Origin of the sequence: Luteibacter sahnii (assembly GCF_034063545.1) — a bacterium.
GTDB lineage: Bacteria > Pseudomonadota > Gammaproteobacteria > Xanthomonadales > Rhodanobacteraceae > Luteibacter > Luteibacter sahnii.
Genome location: NZ_JAQLOK010000010.1, coordinates 13,912 through 40,665 on the forward strand (window position 1 = coordinate 13,912; position 26,754 = coordinate 40,665).

The following is a 26,754-nucleotide window of genomic DNA, read 5'->3' on the forward strand; positions in this document are numbered from 1 at the left end:
CCGCGTAGATTAGGCAGGTCGGGTAAGCTTGTCAACGTTTTTTCACAACGGTCGCCGAAAACAAGGGCGACCCCCTGCAAGGTCTTTACGTGACAAAGAAAAAGAAAGGTTCCGGCGATGCCAAAGGCCCTCGCAAGGCCAAGGCCTCGCGCCCGGGCAAGGCGCTGGCGAAGTACCGCGACCGGCTGCCGCCGGCGGTGAACGATCCGCACGCCGAGCGCGAAGCGCAGCGCTACGATCAACCCATCCCCAGCCGCGAGGCCATCCTCGCCCTGTTGGAAGAGCGTGGCGAGCTGGTCTCCGCCGAGGACATCGCCCGGGCGCTTCGCCTGTTCACCGATTACGAGATCAACGCCCTGGGCAAGCGCCTTGGCGCGATGATCCGCGACGGCCAGCTCCTGCGTAATCGGCGCGGCGGATACGCCCCGGCGCAGAAGCTCAACCTCATCCCCGGTCGCGTCATCGCCAACGCCGAAGGCTACGGTTTCCTCCGGCCCGACGAGGGGGGCGACGACCTCTACCTCTCCCCGTCGCAGATGCGCAGTGTGTTGCACGGCGACCGCGTGCTGGCCAGCGTGGTCGGCATCGACCGCCGAGGACGCCGCCAGGGCGCCATCGTCGAGGTGCTCGAGCGCCGCTCGCCGCGCCTGGTGGGCCGCATCGTGGTGGAGAACGGCGTAACCCTGGTCGAGCCGGACGATCGCCGCCTGCACCAGAACATCATGATTCCCGCCGGTCGCGACGCCGGGGCCCGGTCGGGCGAGATCGTGGTGGCCGAGATCACCGATCCGCCGACGCCGCACCGTGGGCCGCTGGGCACCATCCGTGCGGTGCTCGGCCAGCGTCTCGAGCCCTCGTTGGTGGTGGAGATGGCGATCGCCAGCCATGACCTGCCGCACGAGTGGCCGGCTCAGGTCGTGCGCCAGGCTGAGGACGTGGAGCCCAAGGTCACGGGCGCCGAGCGCAAGGGCCGCGTCGACCTGCGCGACCTCCCGCTGGTCACCATCGACGGCGAAGACGCGCGCGATTTCGACGACGCCGTGTACGCCGAGCCGCTGAAGGGGGGCGGCTTCCGCCTCATCGTCGCCATCGCCGACGTATCGCACTACGTGCCGATCGGCACGCCGCTCGACGTCGAGGCCTACGAGCGCAGCACGTCGACCTATTTCCCGGGCTTCGTCGTGCCGATGCTGCCAGAGACGCTGTCCAACGGCATCTGCTCGCTCAACCCGCGCGTCGATCGCCTGTGCATGGTCTGCGACATGGAGGTGGACGAGCAGGGCGACGTGCAGCAGGCGAAGTTCTACGACGCCGTGATGTATTCGCACGCCCGGCTGACCTACAACAAGGTCTGGCAGGCGGTGGGCGAGCGTAACGCCGACGTGCGCCGCGAGATCGCCGACGTGCTGCCACAGGTGGAAAACCTCCATCGTCTCTACAAGGCCATGGCCAAGGCGCGCAAGCGTCGCGGCGCCATCGACTTCGAGACGCCCGAGGTCAAGTTCCGCCTCGCGCCGTCGGGCGACGTGGTGTCGATGGGCGCGTCCGATCGCAACGACGCGCACAAGCTCATCGAAGAGTGCATGATCGCGGCCAACGTGCAGGCGGCGAAGTTCCTCTCCCGCCGACGCGTTCCCGCGCTCTATCGCGTGCACGCGCCGCCGCCGGCCGAGAAGTACGACGACTTGCTGCAGTTCCTGCGTGAGTTCAAGCTGAAGCTGCCGCCGGCCGACGAGGTCACCCCGGCGGACTTCTCCGCTCTGCTGAAGAAGGTGCAGGATCGCCCCGAAGCGGAGCTGATCCAGTCGGTGCTGCTGCGCGCGCAGAGCATGGCGGTGTACCACCCCGAGAACCAGGGCCATTTCGGCCTGGCGCTCGACGCCTATGCCCATTTCACCTCACCGATCCGTCGGTATCCCGACCTGCTGGTGCACCGTGCGATCCGCTACGCGCTGACCAAGGGCAAACCGTCCGATTACGTCTATAGCGAGGCGCAGATGGCCGCGATGGCGGTGCATTGCTCGCAGCGCGAACGCCGCGCCGAGGAGGCCGAGCGCGATGTGGACGAGCGCTTCAAGTGCGCATGGATGGAGAAACATGTCGGCGAGGAATTCGCCGGCACGATCACCGGCGTGACCTCGTTCGGCCTGTTCGTGGAATTGGCGGCGTCGCGGGTGTCGGGCCTGGTGCACGTGTCGCAGCTGCCCAACGACTACTACAAGTTCGACCCCACCCGACACCTGCTGGCCGGCGAGCGCACCGGCGCAAGCTACCGCCTGGGGGATTACGTGAGCGTGCAGGTGCTGCGCGCGAGCCTGGAAGACCGCAAGATCGACTTCCGTCTCGTGGCCCGTCTGCAATCGCTGCCCAAGCCTGTGCCGGCACCCAGGCCGGTGGCGGTGGAAGCGCCGAAGGGTGGCGCCATGGCCGAGGCCGGCAAGGCCATCGGCCGGGCCGTGAAGAAGATGGCCCGCAAGCTCGGTGTCACGCGCAAGCCTGCCGCAGGGGTTGTGCCCGTCGATGCCGTTAGCGATGATGCGCGGCCTTCGCCGTCGCCGGTCGATGCGGCACCCCGGCGCGCGACGCGTTCCCGCGTCGAGCCGGCGGCGCCTGCCCGCAAGCCCGCGGCGAAAAAAGCCGTCGCGAAGAGGCCTGTCTCCGCGCCTCAGACGACGAGGTCGGCCCCGGCGAAAGCTGCCGCCAAGAAGGCGCCTGCCATGAAAAAGGCGGCCGCGAAGAAAGCCCCCGCGGCGAAGAAGCCCGCGTCACGCAAACCCAGGAGCACGTCGTAAGTCATGAGCGAAACGTGGATCGTCGGTATCAATCCGGTCGAAGGCGCGCTCGCCAACGACCCGGAACGAATCCGTGAAGTCGTCATCGAGCAGAACTCGAAAAACGCCCGCGTGAACGAGATCGCCGGGCAGGCGCGCAAGCGTGGCATCCAGGTGAAGTCGGTGGGCAAGGACCAGCTCGAGCGCATCGGCGGCGAAGCGCGACACCAGGGCGTCATCGCGCGGTACGAAACGCCCCCGCTGCGTAACGAGAACGATCTTCCGGCGCTTCTCGAGGCCGCGGGTGCCGAGGCGCTGGTGCTCGTGCTCGACGGCGTGACCGACCCGCACAACCTCGGCGCGTGCCTGCGCAGCGCCGCGGCGGCCAAGGTCACCGCGGTGATCGTGCCTAAGGATCGCGCGGTGGGCATCACGCCCACCGTGCGCCGCGCATCGGCCGGCGGTGCCGATCTCGTGCCGATGCTGGCGGTGACCAACCTGGCGCGTGCCCTGCGTGCCATGAAGGACGCCGGCGTGTGGATTACCGGCCTGGCCGGCGACACGGACAGCGCGCTTTACGACATCGACCTGAAGGGACCGGTGGCGCTCGTGCTGGGCAGCGAGGGCGACGGCATGCGTCACCTCACCCGGGAAACCTGCGATTTCGTCGCGAAGATCCCCATGCCGGGCAACATGGAGAGCCTTAACGTTTCCGTCGCCACCGGTGTGGTTCTGTTCGAGGCATTGAGACAGCGAGGTAAGGCATGAGCAACATGTTCTGGCACGACTGGGCGGGCCTCATCGGCGTGGCGCTGGTGCTGGTGGCATTTTTTCTACTCCAGGCGCACAAGTTGTCGGGGCAGGGTTACGCCTACCAGGTGATGAACCTGGTGGGTGCCTTCGGCATCCTGCTGTCGCTGGTCTTCGGCATGTTCAACCTCTCCGCGTTCCTTCAGGAGATGGCCTGGTTCCTCATCAGCGTGTACGGCATCGCGCGCGGCGTGAAGACGCGACGGGCGGCCCAGATCGTTCCCTGACACGTCGAGTCGAACCGGGGCGGCGGGGTTACGTCCCGCTCAGCCTCCCTACGTAAGATGAAAGGCGGATGGGCGCAATGCTCGTCCGCCCACGGGGACGGCCCCGTGGCGCACGTCATTCGCGGGGACGACCCCGCCCTGGCGGAGCGAACCATGTATTGGCTCATCCTTCTCGTCGCCGGCCTGTTCGAGGTCGCGTGGGCCGTTGGCCTGAAATACACCGAGGGTTTTACCCGGCTCGTGCCGAGCCTGCTGACCGGGGTGGCGATGCTGGTCAGCATCGTGCTGCTCGCCGCCGCGGCGAAGAAACTCCCGCTGGGCACGGCCTATGCGGTCTGGACCGGTATCGGCGCCGTGGGCGCCGTGACGCTTGGCATCGTGTTGTTCGGCGAGTCGGCGCAGCCGTTGCGGCTGCTATGCGTCGGCCTGATCGTGGCCGGCATCGTCGGCCTGAAGCTCACGGCGGCCTGAGCCGCCGAAGCGTCGGGCGGGCGTCTTACCGGTTGAAGTCGGCGCTGGAGGTGTCGTCGCGCTTCACGCGAGGGGCGGCCAGCGGTTCGCCGTGTACGACGAACCACACGTTTTCCGCGATGTTGGTCGCGTGGTCGCCGATGCGCTCGATGTTCTTCGCCATGAACAGCAGGTGCGTGCACGGCGTGATGTTGCGCGGGTCTTCCATCATGTAGGTGAGCAGGGCGCGGAACACGACGGTGTACGCCTCGTCGAGCTCGGCATCGGATTTCCACACCTCGTAGGCCGCCTCGGCATCCTGCTCGTGGTAGGCCTTGAGTACGCGACGCAGCTGTTCGGCCGCCAGTTCGGCGAGGTTGGCGAGCCCGCCGGCAGCCGTGATTGGTGCGACGCGACTGAGCGGAATCGAGCGCTTCGCTACGTTGGCGGCGTAATCGCCGATACGCTCGATGTCGGCCGCGATGCGCAGGGCGGCGAATACGTTGCGCAGGTCGCCCGCGATCGGCGCGCGCAGGGCAAGCAAGCGCACCACGTCCTGGCTGATGTCGTGCTCGAGCGTGTCGATGGCGTCGTCGTTGTCGACCACGCGCTGCGCGGCGCGCTCGTCGCGGCGCTCCACCACGTCGATGGCGGCCTCGAGCTGGGCCACGGCCAGTTCGCCCATGCGGACGATTTCGCCGGTGAGTCGCTTGAGCTCGTCGTCGTAGCTCTTGATGATGTGCTGGTGCGGGTTGTTCATCGCATGCCTCGCAAATAGGGAACTCAGCCGAAACGGCCGGTGATGTAATCTTCGGTCTGCTTCTTGTCCGGCTTCGTGAAGATCTTCTCGGTCCGGTCGAATTCGATCAGCTCGCCCATGTACATGAAAGCGGTCATGTCCGAGCAGCGTGCCGCCTGCTGCATGTTGTGCGTCACGATGACGATCGTGAAATCTTTCTTGAGCTCTTCCACCAGCTGCTCGATGCGGCTGGTGGCGATCGGATCGAGCGCCGAGGTGGGTTCGTCCAGCAGAAGCACCTCGGGCTTGAGGGCGATGCCACGGGCGATGCACAGGCGCTGCTGCTGGCCGCCGGAAAGGCCGAGCGCGCTTTGCTTGAGCTTGTCCTTCACCTCATCCCACAGTGCGGCGCCGCGCAAGGCCTGCTCGACGCGCTCGTCCATCTGCGAGCGGTTGAGCTTTTCGTGGTGACGGATGCCGTAGGCCACGTTTTCGAAGATGGTCATGGGAAACGGCACGGGTTTCTGGAACACCATGCCGACCTTGCTGCGCAGCCGGTTGAGCGAGTATTTCGGGTCGAGGATGTTCTCCCCGTCGAGCACGATCTCGCCTTCGGCGCGCAGGTTCGGGTAGATGGCGTAGATGCGGTTGAAGATGCGAAGCAGGGTCGACTTGCCGCAGCCCGACGGGCCGATGATAGCCGTGACCTTCTTCTCCGGCACGTCCATGGCGATGTGCTTGAGCGCGTGGAAGTCGCCGTAGTAAAAATTCAGGTCGCGCACGGTCATCTTGGCCGGCACCTGACCGAGGTCGGCCGCGGCGGCATGCGGCGAGGTGCCGAAGCCCGGCTGGGAGGCGACTTCGTTCATCTTAGTCATGGGACACCTTGGAGCGCGAGAAGGCGAAGCGGGCGATCAGGCTGAGCGCCAGCACGAACATGGTCAGCACGAAGGCGCCGGCCCAGGCCAGGGTGTTGATGTCCGGGCTGGGGTCCTTCGTGTATTCGTAGATGATCTGCGGCAGGCTCGGCATCTTGTCGAGCGGATTGAAGGTCATGAAGTTGTTGCCGAAAGCCGTGAACAGCAGCGGGGCGGTTTCACCGCTGATGCGGGCCAGGGCGAGCAGCACGCCCGTGACGATGCCCGAGCGCGCCGAGCGCACGAGGATCTGCATCGTCAGCTTCCACTGGGGCACGCCGAGAGAGAGGGCCGCTTCGCGCAGGGTGCCGGGCACCAGGCGCAGCATCTCGTCGGTGGTGCGCACGATGACGGGCAGGGCGATCAGGGCAAGGGCGATGCCGCCGGCGAGCCCGGAAAAGGTCACGTCGCCGTTGGTGAGGTATTTCGAGGGCAGCACCACGATGGTGTAGACGAACAGGCCCAGCACGATCGAGGGCGCGGACAACAGGATGTCGTTGAGGAAGCGGATAGTCGGGCCCAGGCGCGAACGGCGGGAATACTCGGCCAACCAGGTGCCCGCCGCGACGCCGATTGGCGTCGCGATGAGGATGCCCAGCACGTTCAGGATCAGGCTGCCGACCATCGCGTTGGCCAGGCCGCCTTCCTCGCGGTAGGCGGTGATCTTGGTGAACAGTTGCGGCTTCAGCCCGGCCAGGCCCTGGCTGAGGGTCTCCCAGAGAATCCACACCAGGAAGAACAGGCCGATCGCGGTGGCCAGGATGCTGAAGGCCATCGCGAGGATGTTCTTCACCCGGCGCGTCGTGTAGAGCGACGTGGACATCAGCGACCCTCCTTGGTGGCCAGGCGGCGGAGCATGAGGCGGGCGATGAGCAACACGATGAAGGTCACCACGAAGAGCAGGAACGCCAGGGCCATCAGCGCCGAGCGCTGCAGGCCCTGGGCTTCGCCGAACTGGTTGGCGATGGTCGAGGCGATGGAACTGCCCGTCTCCAGCATCGACCAGGAAAACTTGAAGGTATTGCCCAGCACGAAAGCCACGGCCATGGTCTCGCCGAGCGCGCGGCCCAGGCCGAGGAACACGCCGCCGATCACGGCGGTGCGGGTGTAGGGGACCACGATGTCCCACACCACTTCCCAGGTGCTGGATCCCAGCGCGTAAGCCGATTCCTTGAGGCGGGTGGGGACGGTCTGGAAGACTTCGCGCATCACCGAGGAGATGAACGGGATGATCATCACCGCCAGCACCAGGCCGGCGGTGAGCACGCCGGCGCCGAAGAAGGGGTATTCGCTGGAGAAGAACCTGGCGAGGCCCGGCACGTGCTGCACGAGCCAGGACACCTTGCCGTCGGGCGGGTCGGCGCTGAACTGGTTCATCAGCCAGGGCTTGATGTGCGCCGCGACGAAGGGGGCGAAGATGAAGAGGCCCCACATGCCATAAATGATGGAGGGGATGCCGGCGAGCAGTTCGATCGCCGACGCGACGGGGCCGCGCAGCCATTGCGGCGCGATCTCGGTGAGGAAAAGGGCGATGCCGAAGCTGATCGGCACGGCGACCACGAGGGCGATCAGGGCGGTGCCGATCGTGCCCATGACGGGCACCAGGGCGCCGTATTGATCGTTGCTCGGATCCCAGGCGGCGCTGGTCAGGAAGCCCCAGCCGAAGGTGTGGAACGCATCCATGCCCAGCCACAGCGTGGAGGCCGCGGCGCCCACGAGGGCGAGCAGGACGAGCAGAGCGCAGGCTTTGAGTGCCCAGCCGAAGAGCAGGTCGTTGCGCGAGTCCGTCGCGGTGCGGGCCGATTCGTCGGCGCGATCGGCGCCCGTCGCGGCGTTGCTGGCGGTGGCATGCATGATGAGCGCTGTTTCCCGGGCCTTGGCAAACCATGGGCCGCCGTTCCTCGCGGGAACGGCGGCCCCCTATATCGATACTCTGGACCGGTCATGTTTCAACCGGACCATCGATCGTCACGGATTACTTGAAATCGGAGCCCCAGTAGGCCTGGATCTTCTGGGTCAGCGAGGTCGGCAGGGCCACGTAGTCGAGCGAGGCGGCGTCGGCCTGGCCCTTGTCGAAGGCGTACTTGAAGAAGTCGAACGCCACCTTGGTGTGCGACGGGTTCTTCGACTTCTTGTACATGATGATCCAGGTGGTCGCCGTGATCGGCCACGCCTTGGCGCCCGGGGCATTGGTCATGATGACGTTGAAGTCCTTGGCGGACGACCAGTCGGCCGTGTCGGCGGCGGCGCCGAAGCTCTCCGCGCTGGGCTGCACCCACTGGCCGGCGGCGTTCTGCATCTGCGCGAAGGCGATGCTGTTCTTCTTCGCGTAGGCGTATTCGACGTAGCCGATCGAGCCCGGGATCTGGCGCACGTACTGCGAGACGCCTTCGTTACCCTTGCCGCCCACGCCGGCCGGCCATTCGACGGCCGTGCCGAACTTCACCTTCGAGGCCCACTCCGGGCTCACCTTGGCAAGGTAGTTGGTGAAGTTGAACGAGGTGCCCGAACCGTCCGAGCGATGCACGACGGTGACCTTGACGTCCGGCAGCTTGAGGCCCGGGTTCGCCGCGGCGATGGCGGGATCGTTCCAGCGGGCGATCTTGCCCAGGAAGATGTCGGCCAGCAGCGGGCCCGTGAGCTTGAGTTCGCCGGCCTTGACGCCCTGCAGGTTCACGACCGGGACGATACCGCCCACCACGCTCGGGAACTGGCCCAGACCGAACTTGGTCAGGTCTTCGCTGCTCATCGGGGCGTCGGACGCGCCGAAGTCGATGGTGCCTTCCTTGATCTGGGCGATACCCGCACCCGAACCGACGGACTGGTAGTTGATCTTGTTACCGGTCGATTCGCTGTACTTCGCCGACCACTTCGACAGCACGGGGTAGACGAAGCTCGAACCGGCGCCGGTGATGTCGGTTGCCTGGGCGGCGCCCATACCGAACAGCGAAACGGCCACCAGTGCGGCGATACGGAGTTTGCGTGTAAACACGGGGTGATCCTCGATGGAAGATGGTCAGGCGGCATCCGCCCGGGGCGTATTGCAGCCCTGCCGTGTTGCAATGAAATGTGTTGAATGTTTCACGAATATGACATTCGCCTTTTTGCTGTCATATTCAGGAAGTTACGAAATACCTCAAACCGTGACGGAGGTCCGCATATCGCCCTCCGCCAGCTCCAGTCGCCGCCATCGGTTGACGATTTCGCAGAAAAGCTCCGCCGTTCGCTCGGCGTCGTAGATCGCCGAATGGGCTTCCCGGGTGTCGAACGGGACACCGGCGGCGATCGCCGCCTTGCTCAGCACAGTCTGTCCGTAGGCCAGGCCACCCAGGGTGGCCGTGTCGAAGCAGCTGAACGGATGGAAGGGGTTGCGCTTGTGTCCCACGCGCCGTACGGCCGCGTTGAGGAAAGCGAGGTCGAAGGCGGCGTTATGGCCCACGAGCACGGCGCGCTGGCACTCCGAGCGCTTCACGGCCTCCCGCACGGCGTTGAAGACGTGATCGAGCGCCTGGCGCTCGGGCAGGGCGCCCCGGAAGGGATGATCGGGGTCGATGCCGGTGATCTCGAGGGAGCGTGGGTCGATGTTGGCCCCGGGAAAGGGCTCGACATTGGCCGAGACCGGGGGTTCGGGCACGAGCAGGCCCGAGGGCTCCATGCGGATCGAGACCACGGCGATCTCGAGAAGGGCATCGCGCTCGGCGTCGAAACCTCCGGTTTCCACGTCCACGATCACGGGCAGAAACCCCCGGAACCGCGCTGCCATGGTGGTGGCGGTACTGTTGCTCGTCGTATCCATGGCGCCAAGGATACCAGCGTGGGGCGGCTGAACGGCAGCACGACGGGCCCCTTCGCCGGCGGCGTTGCCGCCTGCCACGGCCGGCCTGACCGGGCGAGGGCACGGATACCGCGATCCCTTGGCCGCCGCCACGCGTCTGCGCAGAACGCACGTGACAGGGGTCGTGCGCTCTTTTGGGTACGTCGGCGCGCTTTTTAGGAATTGTCTCAATATTCCGGACGGACGTTTGGACGGCCATGCCTGAACGAACGCGTCGGATGTTCCGCTTATCGCGGCACGAAACGCGTTGGTGCGTCACGTTTTCTTGCAGCGATGCCGTCGAAAGGTGAACCGATCGTCTATCACCTCTTGCAACCCCGCCGTGCGCTGCGTAGGTTCCGTCGCATGCATCGCTTCCTCGCCAGCGTCCAGCGCCGCCTCACGATCACGATCCTCGTGATCTTCGCGCTGTTCGCCACCTGCGCGGGCGCCTCCGCGATGCCGTGCGATGCGTACGATGCCGGCCCGGCTGTCACGCAGGTCGCCGATCACGACGACGGTGACGATGCCGCCACCGCGTCCGTGCCGTCGATCGAGGACAACACCAACCTCGACGACACCTTCGACGTGCCCCCCCAGCACATCGTGACGTTGCTTCGCGCCGCGCCGTCGCGGCCCTCCGGCTTCGTGCCGGGTGCGCTGGCGAAGCGGGTCCATCTCGACCTGCGCCCTCCAATCGCCTGATCCCGCGACGCATCCAGGCGTCGTATCTCGCTTGCTCCGAGCACACCGTGACGGCTCCACGCTGATCACGCCACGGGCGGACATGCCCGTACCCCATCCCCTATTCGCTATCAAAGAGAGCATGACCATGGAACGACTCATCAAGGGTTTCGACCAGTTTCGCCGTGACATGACCGACGAGCAGCGTCAGCTGTTCGCCCGCCTCGCCTCGGGGCAGACACCGCACACCATGTTCATCACCTGCGCCGATTCCCGCGTGATGCCCGAGCTGATGTTCTCGGCGCAGCCCGGCGAACTGTTCGTCTATCGCAACGTCGGCAACATTGTCCCCCCCTATGCGCAGCACGTCAGCGGCGTCGTCGCCGCCATCGAATACGCGGTGACCGCGCTGAAGGTGCAGCACATCGTGATCTGCGGGCATTCCGACTGCGGTGCCATGAAGGCCCTGCAGAACCCGGCTGCGCTCAAGGGCAAGCCGTCAGTGGAGCAGTGGCTCAAGCATGCGGATGTCGCCCGTTACGTCGTCGCCGAAAATCGCCCGACGATCCATGGGGAAGAAGGCCTGCGTTACCTGACCGAAGAAAACGTGGTCGGCCAGCTCGAGCACCTGCGGACCCTGCCCGCCGTCGCGGCGGCCATGGCCAACGGTAGCCTGCGCATCCATGGCTGGATTTACGACATCGCGAAGACGGAGATCACCGCCTTCGATCCGCTGGAGGGCCGCTTCCGTCCGCTGGGCGCCGACATCGCCCTGGCTCCGGACGCCACTCCGCACGCGCGTTTCGCCGCGCGCCCCACGGTCGCCAGCGCGGCCTGAGGAAGCTGTCATGCGTGCCTATTTCTCCCAAGGCCTTTTTGGCCGCGACCTCCTGGGATCGGTGGTCGTTTTTCTCGTCGCCCTGCCGTTGTGCATGGGCATCGCCATCGCCTCGGGCATGCCTCCCAGTGCCGGCCTCATCACCGGCATCGTGGGCGGGGTGGTCGTGGGTGCCATCGCCGGTTCACCGTTGCAGGTCAGCGGACCGGCGGCGGGCCTGGCGGTGCTCGTCTTCGAGCTGGTTCGTGAGCACGGCGTCGCCGCGCTCGGCCCCGTCGTGCTGCTGGCGGGCCTGATCCAGCTCGTCGCGGGCCTGTGCCGGGTGGGAGTGTGGTTTCGCATGACGTCGCCGGCCGTGGTGGCCGGCATGTTGTCGGGCATCGGCATCCTCATCGTCGCTTCGCAGTCCCATGTGCTGCTCGATGCGATGCCCAAGGCGCGCGGCCTGGAAAACTTCGCCGCGCTCCCGGCGGCGGCGTGGGAATCGGTCACGGGCTTCGCCGAAGGTCAGGCGCCCGTGGCGATGATGATCGGACTGGGCACCATTGCCATCATGTTGGGCTGGGAGAAGCTGCGTCCCGCGAGGCTTCGCTTCGTCCCCGGCGCGCTGTTGGCGGTGGTGGCGATGACGGCGCTGGCGCAGTTCGGCGCCCTCGACGTCAAGCGCGTGGATGTGCCGGCCAACCTGTTCTCGGCGGTGAGCCTGCCGAGCATGGGCAGTCTCTTCGGCCTGTTCGACGCGACCCTGCTGATCGCGGCCTTCACCTTCGCCTTCATCGCCAGCGCAGAGACCCTGCTGTCAGCGGCCGCGGTGGATCGCATGCACGACGGCGTGCGGACGAACTTCGACCGCGAATTGACCGCCCAAGGCGTGGGTAACCTGATTTGCGGTTTCCTTGGCGCGCTGCCGATGACCGGCGTGATCGTACGCAGCGCCGCCAACGTGCAGGCCGGGTCGGCCACCCGCATGGCCACGATCATGCATGGCGCATGGCTGCTCGCGTTCGTGATGCTGCTGCCGTGGCTCATGCGCATGACGCCCGTGTCGTGCCTGGCGGGCATCCTCGTGTTTACCGGCGTAAAGATGGTCAACCCCAAGCAGATCAAGGACCTCGCCGCCTACGGCAAAGGCACCGCGGCGGTCTACGTGGCGACCACGGTGGCCATCGTCGCCACCGACCTCCTGACCGGTGTCATCGTCGGTTTCGCGATGTCGCTGCTCCGCCTGGCGCTGCTGTCGTCCCGTCTGAAGATGGATGTGTTGCACCACGACGAGCCGGGCCACGCCACGCTTCACCTGGAAGGCTCCGCCACGTTCCTGAAGGTGCCGAGCATGGCGCGTACCTTGGAGGCCGTGCCGCCGAACACCCGCCTGAGCGTGGTGATGGACCGCCTGCACCATGTGGACCAGGCTTCGCTCGAACTCCTGCGCGAGTGGGGCCGAAATGCGTCCAAGCGAGGATGCGAGCTCATCGTCGACTGGCAAGAGCTGGGGCGACGCGTGGAGGGCTCCCGCCAACCCGCGTAGGCACCTTTAGGAGCGCGCCCTGCGCGCGACCCGGGGGCCTTCACCTCCGCCGGTCGCACGCAGGGCGCGCTTCTACACGGTTTTGTGCTTATAGGCACAGAGGTCGGCGATCACGCACTCCGGGCACGCCGGCTTGCGCGCCTTGCACACGTAGCGTCCATGCAGGATCAGCCAGTGATGCGCGTCTTGGATGAAGTCTTTCGGAATGACCTTTTCGAGCTTGTCTTCGACCTTCCGCACGTCCGGGCCGGGCGCCAGTCCGGTACGGTTCGCTACGCGAAAGATATGCGTGTCCACCGCGATAGTAGGTTGGCCGAAGGCCGTGTTGAGCACCACGTTGGCCGTCTTCCGGCCCACGCCCGGTAGTTCTTCCAGGGCCTCGCGGGTCTGCGGCACCTCGCCGTCATAGCGATCGACGAGGATCTGGCTCATGGCGATGAGGTTCTTCGCCTTGTTGTTATAGAGACCGATCGTGCTGATGTGGCTCTTGAGCTTTTCGAGCCCAAGCTTGAGGATCTTCTCTGGCGTGTTTGCCACCGGAAACAGCTTGCGAGTGGCTTTGTTGACGCCGACATCGGTCGACTGCGCGGACAACGCCACGGCCGCGAGCAGTTCGAATGGCGTGGTGTATTCCAGCTCCGTTTTCGGATGCGGATTCAGCTCACGCAAGCGGCTGAACATCTCCACCACGTCGGTTTTTTTCACGGACTGTCCTTCTTTGCCTTGGCCCGGGCGAGGGCTTCGAGCACGGCATGACGCGCGGCGGGCGCGCCGACCTCGCGCTTGCTGGCGGCAAGCTGTCGCTCGCGCGCGGCGCGCTCCACGGCCAGGCGCTCCTCGCGACGACGGAAATGACGACGGGCGGCACCGGCGTGGGCGCAATCGTTTGCCTGGGCGGGAGGCATGGGGTCGAGCACGATGCAATCCACAGGACACGCCGGCACGCAGAGTTCGCAGCCGGTGCACAGATCGCTCACCACGGTGTGCATGAGCTTGGCAGCTCCGAGGATGGCATCGACCGGACAGGCCTGGATGCACTTGGTGCAGCCTATGCAGTCGGCCTCGACGATGCGCGCGAGCGTGCGGGGCTTTTCGATGCCGCGAGTGGTGTCCAGCGGTATCGCCGGGCGGTTGAGCAACGCCGCCAGGCGTTCGATGCCGACCGCGCCTCCGGGAGGGCAGCGGTTGATCTCGGCGTCGCCAGCGGCGATCGCGTCGGCGTAGGGGCGGCAGCCATGGAAGCCGCACTGCTCGCACTGGGTCTGTGGGAGCAGGTCGTCGATGCGATCGGCGAGCGTGGACGTCATGGCAGGCGTGGTGCCGGTGTCGCCGATCAGCGAACGGTCGCGCCCGCGGCCGCGCCCTGGTCGGCGTCGAGCAGGAACAGGTCCGACCCGCCGTCGCCGGCGGAGAGGATCATGCCTTCGGACACGCCAAAGCGCATCTTGCGCGGCTCGAGGTTCGCGATGAACACCACGTTGCGGCCAACCAGGGCCTCCGGCTCACCGTAGGCGGCGCGGATGCCAGAGAAGATCTGGCGCTTCCCGAGAGTGCCGGCGTCGAGTTCGAAGCGGAGGAGCTTGTCCGACCCCTCGACGAATTCGCAGACCAGCACCTTGCCGACGCGCAGGTCGAGCTTGGCGAAGTCGTCGATGGAGATGGAGGCGATGGGCGCGGTGTTTTCGGTCATGGCGCGGGGAGTTTCCTTGGGTTTCCTGGAGGGTTTGGCGTCTGCCGCGGCGGCTTCTCGGGCCTGCTCGGCAGGCGAGAGCGATGCCTTGGACGCCTCGACCATGGCCTGGATCTTCTTCGGATCGAGGCGGCCGAACAGCGGCGAGAAGGCATTGACGGTGTGGCCGAACAGCTCTCGGCGCGCGTCGGCGAAGTGCGTGATCGGTGCACCGAGGAATGCCTCCGCCGCCGCGACGGTGACGGGGAGAATCGGCTTGAGCAGGCCGGACAGCAGTCGGAACGCGGTGATGGCGAAGGTGCAGACCTGCTGCAATTCATCGCGGCGGGCGTCGTCCCTGGCGATCACCCACGGCGCCTTGGCGGCGATGTAGCCGTTTACCGCGTCGGCCATGGCCACGAAGCGGCGGGTGACTTCGGCGTATTCATCGGACTCGTAAAGCGTTTCGATGCCCTCGTACTGCGCGAGAAGCTCGGTCCACAGCACCGCTGCCTCGTCGTCGAAGCAGGCCGACAGCCGGCCCTCGAAATGCGTGTGCAGGAAACCCGCCGTGCGGCTGGCGATATTCGCCCACTTGCCGACGAGGTGCGAGTTCACCCGCTCTTCGAACGACTTGAGGTCGAGGTCGACGTCGACCGGCGTCGGACCGAGCATCGTGGCGAAGTAATAGCGCAGCGCCTCGGGGTCCAGTCCCACATCGAGGTAGGTGCGCGCCTGGATGAACGTGCCGCGCGACTTGGACATCTTCGCGCCATTTACCGTGAGATAGCCGTTGACGTGCAGGGCGGTCGGGACGCGCATGCCTGCGCCGTGCAGCATGGCCGGCCAGAACAGGCCGTGGAAGTTGATGATGTCCTTGCCGATGAAATGGTGCATTTCGGCGGTGCTGTCCACGCCGAGGAAGTCATCGAACGCCAGGCCCTTTCGCTCGCACAGTGCCCTGAACGACGCGAGGTAGCCCACCGGCGCGTCGAGCCATACATAGAAGAATTTGCCTGGCGCGTCCGGGATGGGGAAGCCGAAATACGGGGCGTCGCGCGAGATGTCCCAGTCGCGTAGGCCCCCATCGATCCACTCGGCGAGTTTGGCCACCACGCTACCGTCCGCCGTGGGCTTGCCGTCGGTGAAGCGGCCTGCGAACCAGTCGCGCAGCAGTGATTCGAACTTGCCCAGTTCGAAGAAGTAATGCTCTGAATCGCGCAGCACCGGCGTGGCACCGGACATCACCGAATACGGATGCAGCAGGTCGGTGGGGGCGTAGGTGGCGCCGCAGTTCTCGCAGTTGTCGCCGTACTGGTCGGGCGTGCCGCAGTTGGGACAGGTGCCCTTGATGTAGCGATCCGGCAGGAACATGTCCCGGTCCGGATCATAGAGCTGCTGGATGTCGCGGCGGGCGATGTAGCCACCCTCGCGCAGGCGCAGGTAGATGGCCGTCGCCAGTTCGCGGTTTTCCGGCGAGTGCGTGGTGTGGTACTGGTCGTAGCTGAAGTGGAAGTCGGTGAAGTCCGCCTCGTGACCGGCGCGGATGTCGTCGATGTACTGCTCGGACGTCTTCCCGGCCTTCTCGGCCGCGAGCATGATCGGCGTGCCATGGGCGTCTTCCCCGGCCACGTACCAGACCTCGTTGCCCTGCATGCGCTGCGCCCGAGCCCAGATGTCGGCCTCGATGTAGCCGAGCATGTGGCCCAGATGCAGCGGGCCGTTGGCGTAGGGGAGGGCGTTGGTGACGAGGATGCGGCGGGCCATGATTCACACGGTCGGCTATGGGACCGGGGATTATGGCATGGGAGCGCGGCCGCGCCGAAGGACGACCGGCCACCGACAGACGGCTCGGGTGGGCGGGAGGGCGATCGCGCCCCCGCGCGCGTGACGCGTTATTCGGCGCGCACCCACTCCTGGCTGCGGCCGATCAGCGAAAAGCCGATGTAGCCGTGCACGTCGAGCGTCTTGCCCCCGTCTTCGAGCTTGAGGGTGACCTTGTAGATCTTGCCCTTCGACGGGTCGAGGATCTGGCCGCCGGACCACTCGTCGCCGTCCTTCTTCAGACCCCACATGATGGTCATGCCCTCGATGGGCTTGCCCTTGCGTTCGCCGTCGCACTTTTCGCAGGTCGGGTGCGGGCCGTGGTCGGACTTGAGCACCTGGAGCACCTTGCCCTCCAGCACGCCGCCGTTGTCCGTGATCTCCACGATCGACTTCACCTCGTGGGTCTCGTCGTCGATGGTCTTCCACTTGCCCACCGGGGTGTCCATGGCGGCGAAAGCGGGGAAGGCGCCGACGGTGAGCGCGAGAGCGAGCGTGGTGCGGATCAGGGTCTTCATGGATGTGCGGTCTCCCCGTACGGTCAGGTATGGCCGGAGCCTGACGAAGCCGGGCACGAACCGTCAAGCTGCATCGCGCCACGCCGTTCAGGGCCCCTCGGCCGGCGGTACGAAGCGGGGGCTGGCATAATGGGCGATCTTCGATTTTCCGTAGTACCTCCCCATGAGCCAGGCCAGCGAAACCCTGGTGCGCGGTGTCCTCGACCGCGTACCCGATCCCCATTCCGGTCAGCCGCTCGGCGCGTCGGTGCGCGCCGTCGGCGTGGACGGCGACCGCGTGTCGGTGGACATCCAGCTCGGTTACCCGGCCGCCGGCTACGTCGAGCAGGCGGCGGCGGAGGCGCGGGCGGCCCTGGAGGCCGAGCCCGGCATCGCCGCCGCCGCCGTGTCGGTCGGTTGGCGGGTGCACGCTCACAAGGTGCAGGGCCAGTTGGCACCCCTGCCGGGCGTGAAGAACATCATCGCCGTCGCCTCGGGCAAGGGCGGGGTGGGCAAGTCCACGGTGTCGGTCAACCTGGCGCTGGCGCTGGTCGCCGAAGGCGCCACCGTGGGTATCCTCGACGCCGACATCTACGGACCGAGCCAGCCGCGTATGCTCGGCCTCAGCGGCAAGCCGGTCTCGCCCGACGGCAAGAGCATCGAGCCGATGCGAGCCCATGGCCTCCAGGCGATGTCGATCGGCGTGCTCATCGACGACGACACCCCGATGATCTGGCGTGGCCCAATGGTCACCCAGGCCCTCATGCAACTGCTCACCGACACCCGCTGGGACGGGCTCGACTACCTGGTGATCGACCTGCCGCCCGGCACCGGCGACATCCAGCTGACCCTCTCGCAGAAAGTGCCTGTCTCCGGGGCGGTCATCGTCACCACCCCCCAGGACATCGCCCTGCTCGACGCCCGCAAGGCGCTGGGCATGTTCCGCAAGGTGGAGGTGCCGGTGCTCGGCGTGGTGGAAAACATGGCCACCCACGTCTGCTCGAACTGCGGCCACGAGGAGCACATCTTCGGGCAGGGCGGCGGCGCGCGCATGGCGGCCGAAGCGGGCATCGCCTTCCTTGGCGACCTGCCGCTGGACATCCGTATCCGCGAGCAGGCCGATGGCGGCCGCCCCACGGTGGCGGCGATGCCCGATGCCGACCTGACGGCGCGCTACCGGGCGATCGCCAGGGCCACGGCGGCCAGGTTGTCCCTGGAGGCCCGCAACAAGGCCATTTCCTTCCCGAAGATCGTCATCCAGAACACCTGAAGTGGCGTGTTCGAGGGCGTTCCGATACCTTTCCCGCTTCAGCGAGGGAGATCGTAAGTGAGCATCAAGTCCGACAAGTGGATTCGCCGCATGGCCGAGCAGCACGGCATGATCGAGCCGTTCGCCCCCGGCCAGGTCAAGGAACGCGACGGCCACCGCCTCGTCTCCTACGGCACCTCGAGCTACGGCTACGACGTGCGCTGCGCCGACGAGTTCAAGGTGTTCACCAACATCAACTCCACCATCGTCGACCCGAAGGCGTTCGACGAGCGAAGCTTCGTCGACGTGAAATCCGACGTATGCATCATCCCGCCCAATTCGTTCGCCCTGGCCCGCACCGTGGAATATTTCCGCATTCCGCGCACCGTGCTCACCATCTGCCTGGGCAAGAGCACTTACGCGCGCTGCGGCATCATCGTCAACGTGACGCCGCTGGAGCCGGAGTGGGAGGGTCACGTGACGCTGGAGTTCTCCAACACCACGCCGCTGCCCGCGAAAATCTACGCCAACGAGGGCGTGGCGCAGATGCTGTTCCTGGAGTCGGACGAAGTCTGCGACGTGTCCTACGCCGACCGTGGCGGCAAATACCAGGGCCAGCGCGGCGTCACCCTTCCGAGCACCTGAACACCTTTTCCGTCGCAGCCGCGCCCGACATCCGCGCGCGGTAGACTCGGCTTTTTCCAGGCCCTACCCGATTCACGGAGACACCGCATGATCCGAGCTTCCACCCTGATGACCCGCGCCGCCGCGGCGATCCTCCTCGCCAGCATGCTGGTGCTGGCCGGTTGCCACCGTGGCGTCTCGAAGAACGACCACGTCGCCACCGAGCAGGGCCAGTTCGACTACACGCTGAAAGCCTACAAGAGCGGTCAGTTCTTGGTCGACGGCGCCGTGCTGTCCGCCGCGGACACCGGCAGCCACTTTGCTTACCTGAAAGACCAGGGCAAGCTGCCCAAGACCGTGCTGCTCCTGCCCAGCGACGATTCCAAGGTGCGCGATGCCCACCTGGGATTCATGGCTCGCATGGCGCTGGATTACGGCTTTGCCGTGTACTACGACAAGAAGGGCGAGCTCGTTCGCCTGAACGCCGTCGAGAAGGACGCCCGCCAGTTGGAAGACACCCCGCAGAAGGGCAGCTTGCCTGACCGCATGCAGGGCAAGGAGGCGTCCAGCGGCGCCTACGACGTCCAGAACGGCCAGCAGTAAGCCGGCTCGCACCATCAACATCGCCAGCCCCAGGGCTGGCGATGTTTTTTTTGACCTGTTGTCAGCGCGCGACGGGTTTCAAGACCGGGCGAGGGCCGCCCGCAGGGCGGTCACGCGGGCCTCTAGGTGGTCGCTCGGATAACCTTCGGCCTTCCCCGACCCCCACACGGGGCCGGGCCACGCCGCATCGCCCTCGACCCGGGCGACGACGTGCACATGGAGCTGGCGCACGATATTGCCCAGGGCGCCGATGTTGAGCTTGTCGCACGGCGCCACCGCGCGCAGGGCCGCGCCCGCTTGATCCACTTCGCGCCACAACGCGGCGCGGTCCGGGGCGGCAAGGTCGGTCACTTCCGACCGGCCCGCCTGTCGCGGCACGAGCACGAGCCAGGCGAATCGGCTGTCGCGCATGAGCAGCACCCGGCAGAGCGGGAGGTCGCCGACGACCACGGTGTCGGCGGCCAGCCGCGGATCGAGTTCAAAGGCCGCAGTCACGCCAGTTCGCGGGCGAAGAAGGCCAGCGAGCGTTCCCAGGCGAGCTTCGCGCTCGGCTCGTCGTAGCTCCCGCGTACGTCGCAGTTGAAGCCGTGATCGGCCGGGTAGACCCAGGTGTCCATCTCAGGCTTCAGCGCGTGGTGCTTTTCGACCATCTCCGGCGGAATGCTGTGGTCACGCTCGCCGAAGTGGAAGATCACGTTGGCCTTGGCCGGCTCGGTGAGGAAGGGCACGTTGCGCGCGCCGTAATAGCTGGAGGAGGGCAGGCCCAGGCGCAGCGCCGCGAGCAGCGCGACCGTGCCGCCCCAGCAATAGCCCACCGTGCCGACCTTGACGCCGTAACGGTCGGCGAGCAGCGCTGCGGCGATGCCCACGTCCTGGGTCGGTCGTAGCAGGCCCAGTTCGGCGATGTACTTCACGCCCTGGGTCATGCCGTCCTGGTCGTAGCCCAGCTCCACGTGTTTTTCCACCGGATCGAACAGCGACGGCGCGATGGCCACGTAGCCTTCGGCGGCGTAGCGGTCGGCCACGCTGCGGATGTGGGCGTTCACGCCGAAGATTTCCTGGATCACCACGATGCCGCCCTTGGGCGTGCCAGTCGGCTCGGCAAGATAGGCATCGATGCTTTCGCTGGGGCGGGTGGTATCGAGGATCACAGTCTGGCCCATGGTGCGTCTCCGTGAGGGGAAAGATCGGGGAAGGCTAACGTCGCGCCGTGAAACCGCCGTGCAAGACGGGCGGTTCCGTGCGTTCAGACCACCATGATGCCTTTTCCGACCCGTCGGTTCACCCCTTGGCGCGCAAGGTGTCTGGGCGATGCACTGGGCCGTGAGGCGCCGAGAATGATCGCATTAACTTGCGCTCGTGCCGTCCATGCTCGGCGAGCTCAAGAGGCGATGGTCACGAAGTGCCGTTCGACGTCGCGCTTATCCTGTTCGTGACGTTCGCGCACAAGCCGGCCACGTGGGTCGTTCCGCGTCGACGGTCATTGCCTGTATAGCCACTCATTGGCCTCCGTAGCGGCCGCGTACGGTCAGAAACCCTCGCCTACGATGTCGGTGCCCGTATTCGAGCGACCGTGCCCTTCAGCCATCGGGGATAGACATCGTCCACGCCATCCCTACATCGCGCCGACAGCCCAACCAGTTCGACGCGATGAGAATGATCGCCGCCCTCCTGGTGCTGGTCAGTCATCAGTTCGCGCTGTCCGGGCGTCCGGAGCCACGCTTCGTGGGGGAGGATTCGTTCGGCCATCTCGGCGTGCTCATCTTCTTTTCGATCAGCGGCTACCTCGTCACGTCCAGCTGGCTGAAAGATCCCCACGTGCTTCGCTTCGTGGCACGCCGCGTTCTCCGCATGGCGCCGGCGCTCTGCGTGTCGATGCCGCTGACCCTTGCGGTGATCGCGTCGTTTGGCATGACAGGGTTTCCCGACAACCCCAGGCATCTCACCAACGGATCGCTGTGGACGGTTCCTTACGAGGTCTACTGCTACGCAGGCCTTCTCGTGGCCGGCGTCGCAACACGACGTCCCTCCATCGCGTTGGCGGTTGCGAGCTTCGGCTATCTGGTATTTGCGGAGATGCGCTCAGAAACGAATTTCCTGGCGTACTTCGGCGTGTTCTTCGCCGCGGGTAGCCTGTTGCGAGCGTTTCCCATTGGCCTCAAGCCGCTTGCTATCCTGGTGACCCTGACGATAGGTTGCGCGCTCATCCACGGCGATCAGACCACGCTTGGACTCGCTTTCATGGTCCCGCCGCTCACGATCGTGATGGGTAGCCAGTCGTGGCCTGGCCTGCGCGACATCTCAGCCATCGGCGATCTTTCCTACGGCGTCTATATCTATGCATGGCCCGTGCAACAAATGGGTGTCGCCTACATGGGGCGGCAAACGCCTTATTTCGAACTGCTGGCCGTCACCGTGCCTGTGACGCTGGCCTTGGCGGCCGCCTCCTGGCATCTGATAGAGAAGAACGCGCTGCGTTGCAAACCCGGTAAGAAATCCGACAACCCGACATCGTCTCGTGCTGCGGTTGATCCCTGATTGAGCGGGTGTCGGATACGATCCATGGTCAAATGCGGGGAGTCCTCATTCATCCCTTGATCGAGTCGCCGGGGTGCTCGACCGCCTCGTCGCCAGCGTTCTGTTTCCTCGAACTCAGGCCGGATTTCTTTCGTTCGGGCTATATGTTCGCCGCGCTTATCCGGAAAGCGAACCATGCACCTCTGAGTCCCACGCAACGTGCCCCTTTGCAGTCCGTTAGCGAGCGATGTCGTGAGCGGAAAGAATTAAATTAGGGTAAAATTAAGCCGTCGTGTAACGCTCGGTTTCGCACCCCCGTTACCCACGGCAATGTCCTAGGCCGAATAATCCCAGAAGATCGGCTTCGTCAGCCTAGGCTGCCCGAAAGGTAGTTGATCTATATCCTACTCTTGGTCGCGATTCGAGTGCGAGGCATCGGATTGATGCGCCAGTTAAGCGCGCTGGCAGAATACGGCTACCGATGAGGGAACGGTGCTATGAAAACCTCTGACCATATCGAGCACTCTACTTAAGGCGGTGGATCGACGGAAGCTCGATCACGCGCTTTTGTTCGTGTGTCTCGCGATTGTAGGAATTCCCCTACAGACGCTGATAGGTTTGTAACGCACACTGCGGATAGCCAATAACGGCAAAAGGGGGGGGATGCAGCGACTTCATCGCGTGGGTTGGCAGATCGCCAGCTTATGGACACTGACGTGTGGGGCGGCTCACGCCGAGAAAGTTACCTACTACTACACCGATCCGCAGGGTACGGTGTTGGCTACAGCCGACGAACAGAGAAATGTCCTGACGACGACTGATCGTCGTCCCTTCGGTCAGCAGGCCTTGGGTTCTCCGCAGCCTGGGCCAGGCTATGCGGGCCACGTCGATGATCCCGATTCCGAGCTAGTTTACATGCAAGCGCGGTACTACGACCCTAGTAATGGACGCTTCCTAAGCACCGATCCGAAGCCAACGCAACCGGGCGACCCCGCGCAGTTCGCTAGGTATACCTACGCTAACAACAACCCCGTCGTGAACATTGATCCCGATGGTCGTCGTTCTGTGGTCGCCAACGGCAGATATTCATTCGGCCCGAAAACGGCGCCGCACCGGCCATCGGGCCCATTCCAAATAACGTGGGTGCTGTGGGATTCGGTCCATCTGATTTCTCATTTCATACATATGACGTTCGCACTTCAAGTACGTTGTCTTTGACCCAGGCGCGTGACGGATTGATGTACAACCCCACTCCGGGTCAGGATCGCCCGGCTTCGCCGGGTGGCACAAAAAATAACGTTGGCAACATCCCCATTTTGAACGGCGATAACTTCGTGCGCTCGTTCGTGGTCGCATCGCCCGACCCAGCGAAGTACTCCGACGTTGTCGTGAATTACACGATCGCAGGGGAGCATAAACTGGCTGAAGGCTACGTCATGCGCTTCGGCGAAAAAAACAGCGACGGTACGACGACGCTTCGCAGTTATGGTGAAGGAAACAACTGGCACCAGAATCCGATGTTGCAAAGTATCTGGGAGCCCCAAGTCGAGCAGACGTGGCAAAAGAACCAGCGCGATATCGTCGACAGTCAACAGCTCACGGAGTAGGCCCTTGAAAATCGCTCTTTTCTGGACTTTCGCATGCCTTGGGCTAGGGACAAGCTACGCGTCGCTCAAGATGCGATACGGTTGGTATCTCGTAAACGAAGACGCTCATTTCCTAGATGTCGGTTTCCTCATCGCCGCCAGCGTGATCGTGGTTCTGTGGGCGTTCTTCCCGAGTCGCGTGGCAACGGCAGTGGTCGCTGCGATCATGTTTTTATTTCCGCCTGTCCTTAAGAACGAAACGTTCGCCGCCATGAATGCATCGTTCGCTGTATTTTCGCTGATTCCAATCGCATTGCTTGTCGCTGCTACTCATTTTCGGCGAGTTCGGAGTTACGCGTTGCGCTAGCGGCGATTGCGCCCGTGAGTAATGAGATAAGCCGCCATTCGCGACGGGACCAGCCCATGGTGGCTTCTCCACGCTTAGCCCGCCGCGGAGTAGAATAACGGGTTAGCCAAGGCGTTCATGCCCAAGCGAAGCCAGGTGATTTAGTGAAAAACATAGTAAATTCAACATCTAGCGAGAATTCTGCACCCAAGGTGGGGTTCATTTCGCTTGGCTGCCCCAAGGCCCTCGTCGATTCCGAACGCATCCTCACCCAGCTCAAGGTCGAGGGTTACGAGATCGTGCCCAGCTATGACGCGGCTGATGCGGTGGTGGTGAACACCTGCGGCTTCATCGATTCGGCGGTGCAGGAGTCCCTCGACGCCATCGGTGAGGCGCTGCATGAGAACGGCAAGGTCATCGTCACGGGCTGCCTGGGCAAGCGCCAGGAACTCATCCGCGAAAGCTACCCGGACGTGCTGGCCATTACCGGCCCGCAGGATTACGCCTCGGTGATGAGCGCGGTACACGCGGCGCTGCCGCCCGCGCGTAACAAGTTTCTCGACCTGGTGCCCGACACCGGCGTGAAGCTCACGCCCAAGCACTATGCCTACCTGAAGATTTCCGAAGGCTGCAACCACCGCTGCAGCTTCTGCATCATCCCGTCGATGCGCGGCGACCTCGTCAGCCGGCCGGTCGACCAGGTGCTGCTCGAGGCCGAAAAGCTGGTCAAGGGCGGCGTCAAGGAATTGCTCGTCATCTCGCAGGACACCAGCGCCTATGGCGTCGACGTCCGTTACGCCGAGCGCGAATGGCGCGGCAAGGCCTACCGCACGCGGATGACCGAACTGTGCGAGGGCCTGGCCGAACTCGGTGCGTGGACGCGCCTGCACTACGTCTACCCGTATCCGCACGTCGACGAAGTGATGCCGCTGATGGCACAGGGGAAAATCCTTCCTTATCTCGATATCCCGTTCCAGCACGCCAGCCCGCGCATCCTTAAGCTGATGAAGCGTCCCGGCAACGTCGACAAAACCCTGGAACGCATCCAGAACTGGCGCCGAGAGGTGCCCGACCTCACGTTGCGCAGCACCTTCATCGTCGGCTTCCCGGGCGAAACCGACGCGGAGTTCAACGAACTGCTCGACTTCCTGCGCGAAGCCGAACTCGATCGCGTCGGCGCCTTCGCCTATTCGCCGGTCGACGGCGCCAAGGCCAACGAGCTCCCGGGCCAGATCGACGAAGAACTCAAGGAAGATCGCCTGGAACAGTTCATGGCGGTGCAGGCGGAGATTTCCGCCGCCAAGCTCCAGCGCAAGGTCGGCCGGACCATCAAGGTGCTCGTCGACGAGATTGACGCGGACGGCGCGTGGGGACGTTCGAGCGCGGATGCGCCGGAAATCGACGGCGCGGTGCGCATCGACGACGGGCAGCTGCTCAAGCCGGGTCAGTTCGTGGACGTGGTGGTGGAAGAGGCCGACGCGCACGATCTCTACGGCCGTCTGGCCTGACGTCATGCGTTACGTGGCACCCGCTCGCGATGCGCTGGAGGCTCGCGTGTGGGCGACGCCCCCGTTATCCCACTGGTCGGCTTTCGCCCCGTTGTTGCAGGGCGACGCCTGGCCGGGAGTGGACGAGCTCAACGCCTGGCTGCCTGAAGGGGCGGCCAGGCGCTTCGTCCTGCAGGATCGTGACCTGCTCAACGACGGCGCCCACTACGAAGAACGCATCGCCTGCCGCGGACTCATCGCTACGCGGCCGGCCAACTGGCACGACCTGTTCAACGCCCTGATCTGGATGCGCTACGACGCCCTCAAGCGCGCGCTCAACGCGCGCCAGATGACCGAGATCCAACGCATGGGGCCGCGCGAGCGGTCGCGCCCGCAGTGTGCGCTGACCCATTTCGACGAAGCGGGCATCGTGGTGCGCCTGGCCGATACGGCCATGCTCGACGCCTGGAACCGACATGACTGGCTTGGCTTGTTCTGGACCCATCGGCAGGCGTGGTCCAGCGGCGAGGCGCGGGTCGAGGTGTTCGGCCACGCGTTGCTCTTACACGCGCTCACGCCCGACAAGCTGCTGGTCGGCAAGGCCCTGGTGGTGCTGGGTGGCGACGACGCGGTGGGCGTCTGCGCCGAGGCCATCGCGTCGGGCGCGATCCTCAACGATCCGCAGGAGTTGCGACCCCTGCCGGTGTCGGGGGTGCCGGGATGGCATCCGCGCAGCACCGATGCGTCGTTTTATACCCTCGCGCCGTGCTTCCAGCCGTTGCGCGAGGGTCGGGTCTACCCGCCGGCGCTACGAGGCGGTTGATCCCGCGGGGACGGGGGCAAGCGCCTTCGCCATCGCGGGCGGTTTCAGATCAGGCCGAGGTCGCGGGCGGTGTCGCCGAGCAGGCTGTCATGGTCGACGCCGAGCTTACGCATGGCGTCGCGCTTCTGCCGGCTGATGGTTTTTACCGATTTGCCTTCACGGTCGGCGATCTGTTGCAGCGACATGCCGCTGACGAAGGCGCGTACCACCTCCGTCTCGCGCTGGGACAGCGGCGTGCCGGGCATCGCTACCGACTTCTCGTCCGCGTCGTTGAGGATGTCCAGCAGGGTTTCGCTCAGGTAGGTTTCGCCCTCGTGCACGGCCTTGGCAGCCAGGGCCAGTTCGTCCATCGATGCACGTTTGTCGACGATGCCCCGGGCGCCCTTTTTCAGCATCGAGTTGAGGGCGGCAGGGCGATTGATCATCGTCAGCACCACCACGGCGACGTCGGGGTGATGCTTGACGAGGTTGTCGATGAGGGCGAGGCCGTCGTCCTCGCGCTCGCTCGGCATGAGAAAATCCGTAATTACCACGTCGCACGGCGTGGTCTTCAGCAGTTCGAGCAGCTCTTCCGCGTTTTTCGCTTCGCCGACCAGGTTGATGTGCGCCGTCCTTAGCGCCAGGGCTCCCCCGACGAGAACGAGCGGGTGATCGTCTGCCAGAATGACATTGAGTGGCATGCCTGCGTTCTCCTTGCGTTTGCGGCGTGTCGTGATTCCGACCGATTATGCCTGCCAGGGCTCCCACTGAC

At 65.1% G+C, this 26,754-nt stretch carries 29 protein-coding genes; 16 read left to right on the top strand and 13 right to left on the bottom strand.

The window, feature by feature from the left end; translation table 11 throughout:
• The first annotated feature begins 89 nt into the window (after positions 1-89).
• The 4 genes from rnr (at position 90) to sugE (ending at position 4,279) form a co-directional block, all read left to right on the top strand.
• Positions 90-2,792, top strand: coding sequence for a ribonuclease R (rnr, locus tag PI246_RS17150; RefSeq protein ID WP_407069832.1), 2,703 nt, complete (start codon positions 90-92; stop codon positions 2,790-2,792).
• 3 nt (positions 2,793-2,795) lie between these two features.
• Positions 2,796-3,539, top strand: a complete 744-nt coding sequence (rlmB, locus tag PI246_RS17155) for a 23S rRNA (guanosine(2251)-2'-O)-methyltransferase RlmB (protein ID WP_320552542.1) — start codon at positions 2,796-2,798, stop codon at positions 3,537-3,539.
• Positions 3,536-3,808, top strand: a complete 273-nt coding sequence (locus tag PI246_RS17160; protein ID WP_320552543.1) for a CBU_0592 family membrane protein — start codon at positions 3,536-3,538, stop codon at positions 3,806-3,808. Before rlmB ends, PI246_RS17160 begins: the two co-directional genes overlap by 4 nt.
• Positions 3,809-3,961: 153 nt before the next feature.
• On the top strand, positions 3,962-4,279 hold the full coding sequence (sugE, locus tag PI246_RS17165) for a quaternary ammonium compound efflux SMR transporter SugE (RefSeq protein WP_320552544.1): 318 nt from the start codon (positions 3,962-3,964) through the stop codon (positions 4,277-4,279).
• Positions 4,280-4,304: 25 nt separating this feature from the next.
• On the opposite strand, the gene phoU is transcribed toward sugE, so the two are convergent.
• The 6 genes from phoU to rnt form a co-directional block, all read right to left on the bottom strand.
• Positions 4,305-5,018: a phosphate signaling complex protein PhoU gene (gene phoU, locus PI246_RS17170; protein ID WP_320552545.1), complete on the bottom strand. Its 714-nt coding sequence runs from the start codon at positions 5,016-5,018 to the stop codon at positions 4,305-4,307.
• 23 nt (positions 5,019-5,041) lie between these two features.
• Positions 5,042-5,785, bottom strand: coding sequence for a phosphate ABC transporter ATP-binding protein PstB (pstB, locus tag PI246_RS17175; RefSeq protein WP_320552605.1), 744 nt, complete (start codon positions 5,783-5,785; stop codon positions 5,042-5,044).
• Between the two features lie 82 nt (positions 5,786-5,867).
• Positions 5,868-6,737 carry a phosphate ABC transporter permease PstA gene (gene pstA, locus PI246_RS17180; protein WP_320552546.1) on the bottom strand — a complete coding sequence of 290 codons (870 nt, stop codon included), beginning with the start codon at positions 6,735-6,737 and terminating at the stop codon, positions 5,868-5,870.
• Positions 6,737-7,768, bottom strand: coding sequence for a phosphate ABC transporter permease subunit PstC (gene pstC, locus PI246_RS17185; protein WP_320552547.1), 1,032 nt, complete (start codon positions 7,766-7,768; stop codon positions 6,737-6,739). Before pstC ends, pstA begins: the two co-directional genes overlap by 1 nt.
• A gap of 121 nt (positions 7,769-7,889) precedes the next feature.
• Complete coding sequence (gene pstS, locus PI246_RS17190) at positions 7,890-8,906, bottom strand: phosphate ABC transporter substrate-binding protein PstS (protein WP_320552548.1); 1,017 nt, start codon at positions 8,904-8,906, stop codon at positions 7,890-7,892.
• A 144-nt stretch (positions 8,907-9,050) separates the two neighbouring features.
• A complete protein-coding gene (gene rnt / locus PI246_RS17195; RefSeq protein WP_320552549.1) occupies positions 9,051-9,710 on the bottom strand; it encodes a ribonuclease T in 660 nt (219 codons plus the stop codon).
• A 384-nt stretch (positions 9,711-10,094) separates the two neighbouring features.
• On the opposite strand from rnt, the gene PI246_RS17200 reads away from it, so the two are divergent.
• The 3 genes from PI246_RS17200 (at position 10,095) to PI246_RS17210 (ending at position 12,778) form a co-directional block, all read left to right on the top strand.
• A complete protein-coding gene (locus tag PI246_RS17200; RefSeq protein WP_320552550.1) occupies positions 10,095-10,433 on the top strand; it encodes a hypothetical protein in 339 nt (112 codons plus the stop codon).
• Positions 10,434-10,560: 127 nt separating this feature from the next.
• Entirely contained in the window at positions 10,561-11,250 is a 690-nt protein-coding gene (locus PI246_RS17205; protein ID WP_320552551.1) for a carbonic anhydrase, read from the top strand.
• A gap of 10 nt (positions 11,251-11,260) precedes the next feature.
• Positions 11,261-12,778 (top strand): SulP family inorganic anion transporter, encoded by a 1,518-nt coding sequence (locus PI246_RS17210; protein WP_320552552.1) that lies wholly within the window; start codon positions 11,261-11,263, stop codon positions 12,776-12,778.
• A 72-nt stretch (positions 12,779-12,850) separates the two neighbouring features.
• On the opposite strand, the gene nth is transcribed toward PI246_RS17210, so the two are convergent.
• The 4 genes from nth to PI246_RS17230 form a co-directional block, all read right to left on the bottom strand.
• Positions 12,851-13,459, bottom strand: a complete 609-nt coding sequence (gene nth / locus PI246_RS17215) for an endonuclease III (RefSeq protein WP_320552606.1) — start codon at positions 13,457-13,459, stop codon at positions 12,851-12,853.
• A gap of 20 nt (positions 13,460-13,479) precedes the next feature.
• Positions 13,480-14,085 carry an RnfABCDGE type electron transport complex subunit B gene (locus PI246_RS17220; protein ID WP_320552553.1) on the bottom strand — a complete coding sequence of 202 codons (606 nt, stop codon included), beginning with the start codon at positions 14,083-14,085 and terminating at the stop codon, positions 13,480-13,482.
• Positions 14,086-14,111: 26 nt separating this feature from the next.
• Positions 14,112-16,214, bottom strand: a complete 2,103-nt coding sequence (metG, locus tag PI246_RS17225; protein ID WP_320552554.1) for a methionine--tRNA ligase — start codon at positions 16,212-16,214, stop codon at positions 14,112-14,114.
• Positions 16,215-16,342: 128 nt separating this feature from the next.
• Entirely contained in the window at positions 16,343-16,789 is a 447-nt protein-coding gene (locus tag PI246_RS17230; protein WP_320552555.1) for a DUF2147 domain-containing protein, read from the bottom strand.
• 163 nt (positions 16,790-16,952) lie between these two features.
• Here PI246_RS17230 and apbC point away from each other — a divergent pair, with 163 nt between their 5' ends.
• From apbC to PI246_RS17245, 3 genes are all read left to right on the top strand, one after another.
• Positions 16,953-18,038, top strand: coding sequence for an iron-sulfur cluster carrier protein ApbC (apbC, locus tag PI246_RS17235; RefSeq protein ID WP_320552556.1), 1,086 nt, complete (start codon positions 16,953-16,955; stop codon positions 18,036-18,038).
• A 57-nt stretch (positions 18,039-18,095) separates the two neighbouring features.
• Positions 18,096-18,662: a dCTP deaminase gene (gene dcd, locus PI246_RS17240; protein ID WP_320552557.1), complete on the top strand. Its 567-nt coding sequence runs from the start codon at positions 18,096-18,098 to the stop codon at positions 18,660-18,662.
• A gap of 87 nt (positions 18,663-18,749) precedes the next feature.
• Complete coding sequence (locus PI246_RS17245; protein WP_320552558.1) at positions 18,750-19,244, top strand: hypothetical protein; 495 nt, start codon at positions 18,750-18,752, stop codon at positions 19,242-19,244.
• 78 nt (positions 19,245-19,322) lie between these two features.
• Here PI246_RS17245 and PI246_RS17250 read toward each other — a convergent pair whose 3' ends face one another.
• Together PI246_RS17250 and PI246_RS17255 are read right to left on the bottom strand one after the other, a co-directional pair.
• Positions 19,323-19,739 (bottom strand): HIT family protein, encoded by a 417-nt coding sequence (locus PI246_RS17250; RefSeq protein ID WP_320552559.1) that lies wholly within the window; start codon positions 19,737-19,739, stop codon positions 19,323-19,325.
• Complete coding sequence (locus tag PI246_RS17255) at positions 19,736-20,407, bottom strand: dienelactone hydrolase family protein (protein ID WP_320552560.1); 672 nt, start codon at positions 20,405-20,407, stop codon at positions 19,736-19,738. Before PI246_RS17255 ends, PI246_RS17250 begins: the two co-directional genes overlap by 4 nt.
• 487 nt (positions 20,408-20,894) lie before the next feature.
• Here PI246_RS17255 and PI246_RS17260 point away from each other — a divergent pair, with 487 nt between their 5' ends.
• The 6 genes from PI246_RS17260 (at position 20,895) to PI246_RS17280 (ending at position 26,003) form a co-directional block, all read left to right on the top strand.
• Positions 20,895-21,782, top strand: a complete 888-nt coding sequence (locus PI246_RS17260; protein WP_320552561.1) for an acyltransferase family protein — start codon at positions 20,895-20,897, stop codon at positions 21,780-21,782.
• Positions 21,783-22,424: 642 nt separating this feature from the next.
• Complete coding sequence (locus tag PI246_RS18510; protein ID WP_369335413.1) at positions 22,425-22,979, top strand: RHS repeat-associated core domain-containing protein; 555 nt, start codon at positions 22,425-22,427, stop codon at positions 22,977-22,979.
• Positions 22,980-22,999: 20 nt separating this feature from the next.
• Positions 23,000-23,368, top strand: coding sequence for a hypothetical protein (locus PI246_RS17265; RefSeq protein WP_320552562.1), 369 nt, complete (start codon positions 23,000-23,002; stop codon positions 23,366-23,368).
• A 4-nt stretch (positions 23,369-23,372) separates the two neighbouring features.
• Positions 23,373-23,714, top strand: coding sequence for a hypothetical protein (locus PI246_RS17270; RefSeq protein ID WP_320552563.1), 342 nt, complete (start codon positions 23,373-23,375; stop codon positions 23,712-23,714).
• 152 nt (positions 23,715-23,866) lie between these two features.
• Positions 23,867-25,201 carry a 30S ribosomal protein S12 methylthiotransferase RimO gene (rimO, locus tag PI246_RS17275; RefSeq protein WP_320552607.1) on the top strand — a complete coding sequence of 445 codons (1,335 nt, stop codon included), beginning with the start codon at positions 23,867-23,869 and terminating at the stop codon, positions 25,199-25,201.
• A gap of 4 nt (positions 25,202-25,205) precedes the next feature.
• Positions 25,206-26,003, top strand: coding sequence for a DUF3025 domain-containing protein (locus PI246_RS17280; protein WP_320552564.1), 798 nt, complete (start codon positions 25,206-25,208; stop codon positions 26,001-26,003).
• A 44-nt stretch (positions 26,004-26,047) separates the two neighbouring features.
• Here the strand turns inward: PI246_RS17280 and PI246_RS17285 are convergent, their stop codons facing one another.
• Entirely contained in the window at positions 26,048-26,683 is a 636-nt protein-coding gene (locus PI246_RS17285; RefSeq protein WP_320552565.1) for a response regulator transcription factor, read from the bottom strand.
• Positions 26,684-26,754: the final 71 nt, after the last annotated feature.